Below are 5,810 nucleotides of genomic sequence, written 5' to 3'. Positions count from 1 at the left end.
GGCCGCCGCCGACAAGCGGCTGGCCGCGGGCGAGCGGCTGCCGCTGCTCGGCGTCCCGGTGGCGATCAAGGACGACACCGACCTCGAGGGCGAGACCACCACGTTCGCCGTCCCCGGCGACCACACCCCGGCCGGCCGGGACGCCGAGGTGGTCCGCAAACTCCGCGCCGCCGGAGCGATCATCGTCGGCAAGACCAGGACCTGCGAGATCGGGCTCTGGCCGTTCTCCGAATCGCCCGGCTACGGTGCGGCCCGCAACCCGTGGAAGCTCGGCTACACCCCCGGCGGCTCGTCGGGCGGCTCGTCGGCGGCGGTCGCGGCGGGCATGGTGCCCGCGGCGGTCGGCTCGGACGGCGCGGGCTCCATCCGGATCCCCGCCGCCTGGACCAACCTCGTCGGGATCAAACCGCAGCGCGGCCGGGTCTCCGGCTACCCGCACACCGACCCGTTCAACGGCCTGACGGTCTGGGGCCCGATCACCCGCACCGTCGAGGACGCCGCCCTCTTCCTGGACGTCCTGACCGGCAGCCACCCCGAGGACGTCTACCGGCTCGATCCACCCCGCACCCCGTTCGCCGACGCCGCGACCCGCGACCCCGGCGTCCTGCGGATCGCGGTCTCCTTCAAGACCGCCTTCGGCGTCCCGAACCCGATCGACCCGCAGATCCGCCTGGCCATCGAGCGGATGGCGCGGCTGCTCACCGATCTCGGCCACAAGGTGTTCCCCGCCGACCCCGACTACGGTCCCGTCGCGCTCGGCCTGGTGCCGCGCGGCACCAGCGCCGTCGCCGACTGGCTCGACTCGATCCCCGGCGCGCGCCCCGAGGCCCGCACCGCGTTCGAAGCGAAGATCGGCCGGACGGTGGGCCGCCGGCTGCTGCCCGCCGCCAAGCGGATCGACCCCTACCTGCGGCACCGGGTCGGCCGGATCTTCCAGTTCGCCGACATCGTGCTCACCCCGACGACCGCGCAGCTCCCGCACCGGGTCGGCGAGTTCGACGGCGCGGGCTACCAGCGCACCCAGTCGGGTGTCGCCGCGTCCTGCCCGCTGGCCTGGCCGTGGAACGTCCTGGGCTGGCCGGGGATGAGCGTCCCGGCCGGGTTCTCCGCCAACGGGCTCCCGATCGGCGCGCAGCTCCTCGCCCACGACAGCGAGGAGGCCAAGCTGATCAGCCTGGCCGCCCAGCTCCAGGACGCGGAGCGCTGGCAGGACCTGACCCCGCCGGTCTAAAGCAGCGACGCCAGTTCGCCGGCCTCGCCGGCGAGGGCGGCGTACCGGCCGTCGAGCTCCAGGAGCTCGGCGTGGGTGCCCTGCTCGGCGATCCGGCCGCCGTCCATGACGATGATCCGGTCGGCGTCGCGGATCGTGGACAGGCGGTGCGCGATCGTGATCGTGGTGCGGCCCTTGGACAGCTCGTCGAGGGCCCGCTGCACCTCGCGTTCGGTCTTGTTGTCCAGCGCGCTGGTCGCCTCGTCGAGCACGAGGACCGGCGGGTCGCGCAGGATGGTGCGGGCGATCGCGAGGCGCTGCTTCTCGCCGCCGGAGAACCGGTACCCGCGCTCGCCGACCATGGTCGCGTAGCCGTCGGGCAGGGCCGCGATGTGGTCGTGGATCTGGGCGGCGCGCGCGGCGCGCTCCAGCTCGGCGTCGGTGGCGTCGGGCTTGGCGAACCGCAGGTTGTCGGCGATCGAGGCGTGGAACAGGTAGGTCTCCTGGGAGACCACCCCGACGGTCCGGGCGAGCGTCGCGAACGACAGGTCGCGGACGTCGATCCCGTCGATGGTCACGGCCCCTTCGGTGACGTCGTACAGCCGCGGGATCAGATAGCTGAGCGTGGTCTTGCCGGAGCCGGTGTGGCCGACGACCGCGAGGCTGGTGCCCGCGGCGACGGTGACCGTGACGTCGTCGAGCGCCTTGGCGCCGGGCCCGTAGGCGAACCCCACCCGGTCGAGCCGCACCTCGCCGCGGACCTCCGGGAGCGCGACGGGCTCGGCGGGGTCGGCGACGTCGGGCCGCAGATCGAGGTATTCGAAGATCCGGCTGAACAGCGCGGTCGAGGTCTGGAGTTCGACCCCGGTGTTGAGCAGCATCATCAGCGGCCGGAACAGCCCGGCCTGGAGCGTGGTGAACGCGACGAGCGTGCCGACCGTCACCAGCGGGTTCCCGCCGGACGCGGCGACCCCGGCCGCCCAGTAGATGACCGCGGGCATCGCCGACATGATGAGCTGGATGTTCGCCATCCGCCAGCGCCCGGCCATGCTGGAGCGGATCTCCAGATCGACCAGATCGCCGGACTCCTTGGCGAAGTCGTCGGTGAGCGATCCGGACCGGCCCATGGTGCGGCCGAGCAGGATCCCGCTGACCGACAGCGACTCCTCGACCATCGCCGACATCCGGGCGAGCTGCTTCTGCCGCCGTGAAGTGATCTTCTTGCGCTGGCGGCCGACCTTCCGGCTGATCAGCACGAAGACCGGCAGCATGACCAGGGAGACGAGGGTGAGCCGCCAGTCGAGGGCGAGCATCGCGACGATCGTCGCGGCGACCGTGGTCAGGTTGGAGACCAGTGAGGTCGCCGTGGAGGTGACGGTGGACTGCATCCCGCCGATGTCGTTGGCGATCCGGGACTGCACCTCACCGGTGCGGGTCCGGGTGAAGAACGCCAGCGACATGCGCTGCATGTGCCCGTAGACGGTCGACCGCAGATCGTGCATGACGCGCTGGCCGACGCCCGTGGACAGATAGGTCTGGAAGACCGAGAAGACATTGGTGAGCACGGCGACGGCGAGCATCCCGAGCACCAGCAGCGTGAGCAGGCCGACGTTCCCCTGCGGCAGCGCGGTGTCGATCACGGCGCGCAGCAGGAACGGCGAGGCCACCGAGACGAGCGAGGAGAGCCCGACCAGCGCGCCCACCACGGCCAGCCGGCCGCGGTAGGGCTTGAACAGCCGCAGGATCCGGCGGACCTGAGTCTTCTCTTTCGGGGCTTGCGGGGATTTCTGGGGATCGTGAGGGGTGGTCATCGGTGCCGCCCTTTCTTTCGGTGTCACCCGTGCTAACTGAGTCAGGCTCACAGTTATTCCCCAGAACGATGAGGTAGGCTCACGGTCATGGAGCCAGCACAGCTCGCCGACCTGCTGATGCAGGCCGCGCGCCGGATCAGGGAAGGCCAGAAGGCCGCGATGGCCCCGCTCGGCCTCACTCCCGCCCAGGCCAGAGCGCTGCGGGTGATCCTCCGCACCGGCGCGCCGCTCCGGATGACCGAACTGGCCGACGCCCTGGGGATCGTGCCCCGCTCCGTCACGACCGTGGTCGACGCCCTGGAAGAGGCCGGTCTGGCCGTCCGCACCCCGGATCCGGCCAGCCGGCGCTCCACCCTGATCCGTCCCACGGAGCAGGCCCTGGAGGTCGGCGCACGGCTCCGCGAGGCGCGAGCGAGCGCCGTCGAGGAGCTGTTCGCGCCCCTGGCGGAGGCTCAGCGCGCCGAGCTGGGTGTGCTCCTCACTGCTCTGACAGCAGACCGGTCACCTGCGTCCTGATCCACCGGTCGCGCCGTGCCCGCCGCCGCAGGTCGGCCCGGTGCGAGGCGCCGACCCGCAGCCGCTCCCGTTCGGCCAGCGGGATCATGGGCGTCTCACGGGCCCGCCGCAGATGGTCGGCGATCTCCCGGGCGAAGCCGGGGTCGCCGCTGCGGTTCAGGTGCAGCCGCCAGAAGTCGAGGAAGCGCTGGACGTCCTGGAACCGGTCGGGGTTGATCGCGTCGACCCAGAGGGCTCGGTACTGGGCCACGAAGAACGCGTGCTGGCTTTCGGGGAGTTCGCGCAGGAGGGCGGCCGGGTCACTGGCGGTCATGCCACGAAGCGTAGTCAGGACGTCGCCGCCGCGAGGGCCCTTCGGGACAGACCGTCGGCGGTCCTGGTGGTCTCGGGGAGCCGGAACGCGGGCGTCAGTTCCAGGACGCGGCGGGTGGCGGTCTCCAGCGACACGAGATGGCCCGCCGAGACGTAGACGGGCTTGATCCCGTCCCGGGTGCGGACGGTCCGGCCGACCGTCTCCCCGTCGTGGACGAGCGGGGTCCAGGAGCCGCGTTCGCGGGCCGGTTCGACGTGCTCGCCGACGAGGAAGGTCTTGCCGACGCCCATCGCGGGCACCCCGAGCAGCACCCCGAGATGGCAGGCGAGCCCGAACCGGCGCGGATGGGCGAGGCCGTGGCCGTCGCAGACCAGCAGATCGGGCTCGTGCTCCAGCTTGCGGAGCGCGGACACCAGCGCCGGGATCTCCCGGAACGCGAACAGCCCGGGGATGTAGGGGAAGGCGGGACGTTCGACGGCGACCGCCGACTCGACCACGGCCAGCGTGCGGGCGTCCAGCACGGTGACGGCCGCCGCGACCAGATCGTCGGCGTAGGCGACGTCCAGCCCCGCGACCAGCCCGGGTTCACCGCCCCGGTCTTCCAGGATCACGCTGCCGCGCAGCCGTTCCTGCTCGGCCACCGCGGCGGCCTCGCTCTCCGGCCAGTCCAGTTCCGCGATCTTCATTCCGGCAGGCTACCCCCCGGCCCTCCGCGCGGGCCGGGGAGCGGCCCGGTTCAGTAGCCGGGGCCGGTGATCATGCCGCCGTCCACGAGGACCTCCGAGCCGGTGCAGTAGGAGGAGTCGTCGGAGGCGAGGAACGCGACCAGCCCCGACACTTCCCGGGACCGGCCGAGACGGCCCAGCGGCAGCGCCTCCATGAACGCGTCGGCCTTGGCCGCGGCGTTCTCGACGACGGCCGGGTCGAGGGACATCGCGGTGAAGATCCCGCCCGGGTGGATGCTGTTGACGCGGATGTTGTCCTTGCCGAGTTCGCGGGCCGCGGTCTTGGTGAGGCCGCGGACCCCGAACTTGCTGGCGCTGTAGGCGGAGAACCCGGCGGCGGAGACGAAACCCTCGGTGGAGGAGACGTTGATGATGCTGCCGCCGCCCGCGGCGCGCATCGGCGCCGTCACGGCCTTGATGCCGAGCCACTGCCCGACCAGGTTGACGTTCAGCACGAGCTGCAGTTCGGCCAGCTCCATCTCCTCGATGGACTTGACCATGATGATCCCGGCGTTGTTGACCAGCACGTCGAGCTTGCCGAAGCTGCCGACGGCCAGGTCGACGGCCGCCGCCCAGTCCGCTTCCCTGGTGACGTCCATCCGCAGGAACAGCGCGTCGCCGTCGAGTTCCGCGGCGAGTTTCGCGCCCTCCTCCTCCAGCAGGTCGCCGAAGACGACCTTCGCGCCCTCGGCGACGAACCGCTTCACATGGGACTTGCCCATGCCGCGCGCCCCGCCCGTGATCAGGGCGACCTTGCCGTCGAGCTGACCCATCATCGACTCCTCAAGCTGTTCTTGCCCGCCGAGATGGCCACGGCTGCGGCTTCCATGTTCCGGTAGACCGGCACGCCCGCCGCGCGTGCGGTGGCGCGGACCTGCTCCTCGACCCCGGCGGGCGCGCATTCGCCGTTGCGGGTGACGAGGGTGACGCGGGTGTTGTCCACGGCGGCCTGGAGTTCGCCCACGGCCGCGACATAGGCGAGCAGCGGTTCGACGCTGTCGCCGTAGGTGAAGAACGACTGCACGTTGACGTGGGTGACGACGTCGGCGTACGGCCGGTGGTCCAGGATCCGCTGGACGGTGTCGGAGACGAGCGACGGGTTGCCGCGCGGCCCCACCGGGATCTCCAGCGGGTTGGCGATCGAGGTTCCCGCGCCCAGCCCGAGGGCTCTGAGCGGGGCGGTGGCCGTGTCGGGGAGCGCGCCGAGGCGCAGCCCCGCCGCGTCGAACACGTCG

General features: G+C 71.9%; 6 protein-coding genes and 1 pseudogene. 2 read left to right on the top strand and 5 right to left on the bottom strand.

What is annotated here, in order from left to right; all coding sequences use genetic code 11:
- A partial coding sequence (locus tag ACYVE7_RS27880; protein ID WP_460368706.1) for an amidase occupies positions 1-1,231 on the top strand: 1,231 nt, incomplete at its 5' end.
- On the opposite strand, the gene ACYVE7_RS27875 is transcribed toward ACYVE7_RS27880, so the two are convergent.
- Entirely contained in the window at positions 1,228-3,021 is a 1,794-nt protein-coding gene (locus ACYVE7_RS27875; protein ID WP_460368704.1) for an ABC transporter ATP-binding protein, read from the bottom strand. The two genes, ACYVE7_RS27880 and ACYVE7_RS27875, sit on opposite strands and share 4 nt — an antisense overlap.
- Positions 3,022-3,108: 87 nt before the next feature.
- Here ACYVE7_RS27875 and ACYVE7_RS27870 point away from each other — a divergent pair, with 87 nt between their 5' ends.
- Positions 3,109-3,537, top strand: coding sequence for a MarR family winged helix-turn-helix transcriptional regulator (locus ACYVE7_RS27870; protein ID WP_460368702.1), 429 nt, complete (start codon positions 3,109-3,111; stop codon positions 3,535-3,537).
- Here ACYVE7_RS27870 and ACYVE7_RS27865 read toward each other — a convergent pair.
- The 4 genes and pseudogenes from ACYVE7_RS27865 to ACYVE7_RS27850 form a co-directional block, all read right to left on the bottom strand.
- A complete protein-coding gene (locus tag ACYVE7_RS27865; protein ID WP_460368701.1) occupies positions 3,500-3,850 on the bottom strand; it encodes a DUF6247 family protein in 351 nt (116 codons plus the stop codon). The two genes, ACYVE7_RS27870 and ACYVE7_RS27865, sit on opposite strands and share 38 nt — an antisense overlap.
- A 14-nt stretch (positions 3,851-3,864) precedes the next feature.
- Positions 3,865-4,536: a deoxyribonuclease V gene (nfi, locus tag ACYVE7_RS27860; RefSeq protein ID WP_460368699.1), complete on the bottom strand. Its 672-nt coding sequence runs from the start codon at positions 4,534-4,536 to the stop codon at positions 3,865-3,867.
- Positions 4,537-4,586: 50 nt separating this feature from the next.
- Complete coding sequence (locus ACYVE7_RS27855) at positions 4,587-5,351, bottom strand: glucose 1-dehydrogenase (RefSeq protein WP_460368698.1); 765 nt, start codon at positions 5,349-5,351, stop codon at positions 4,587-4,589.
- Positions 5,348-5,810 (bottom strand): annotated as a pseudogene (locus ACYVE7_RS27850) (acetate--CoA ligase family protein); the annotation flags it as partial. The pseudogene ACYVE7_RS27850 and the gene ACYVE7_RS27855, both read right to left, overlap by 4 nt.

Source organism: Actinocorallia lasiicapitis (genome assembly GCF_054778695.1).
This window is presented reverse-complemented; position numbering and strand designations above follow the sequence as displayed.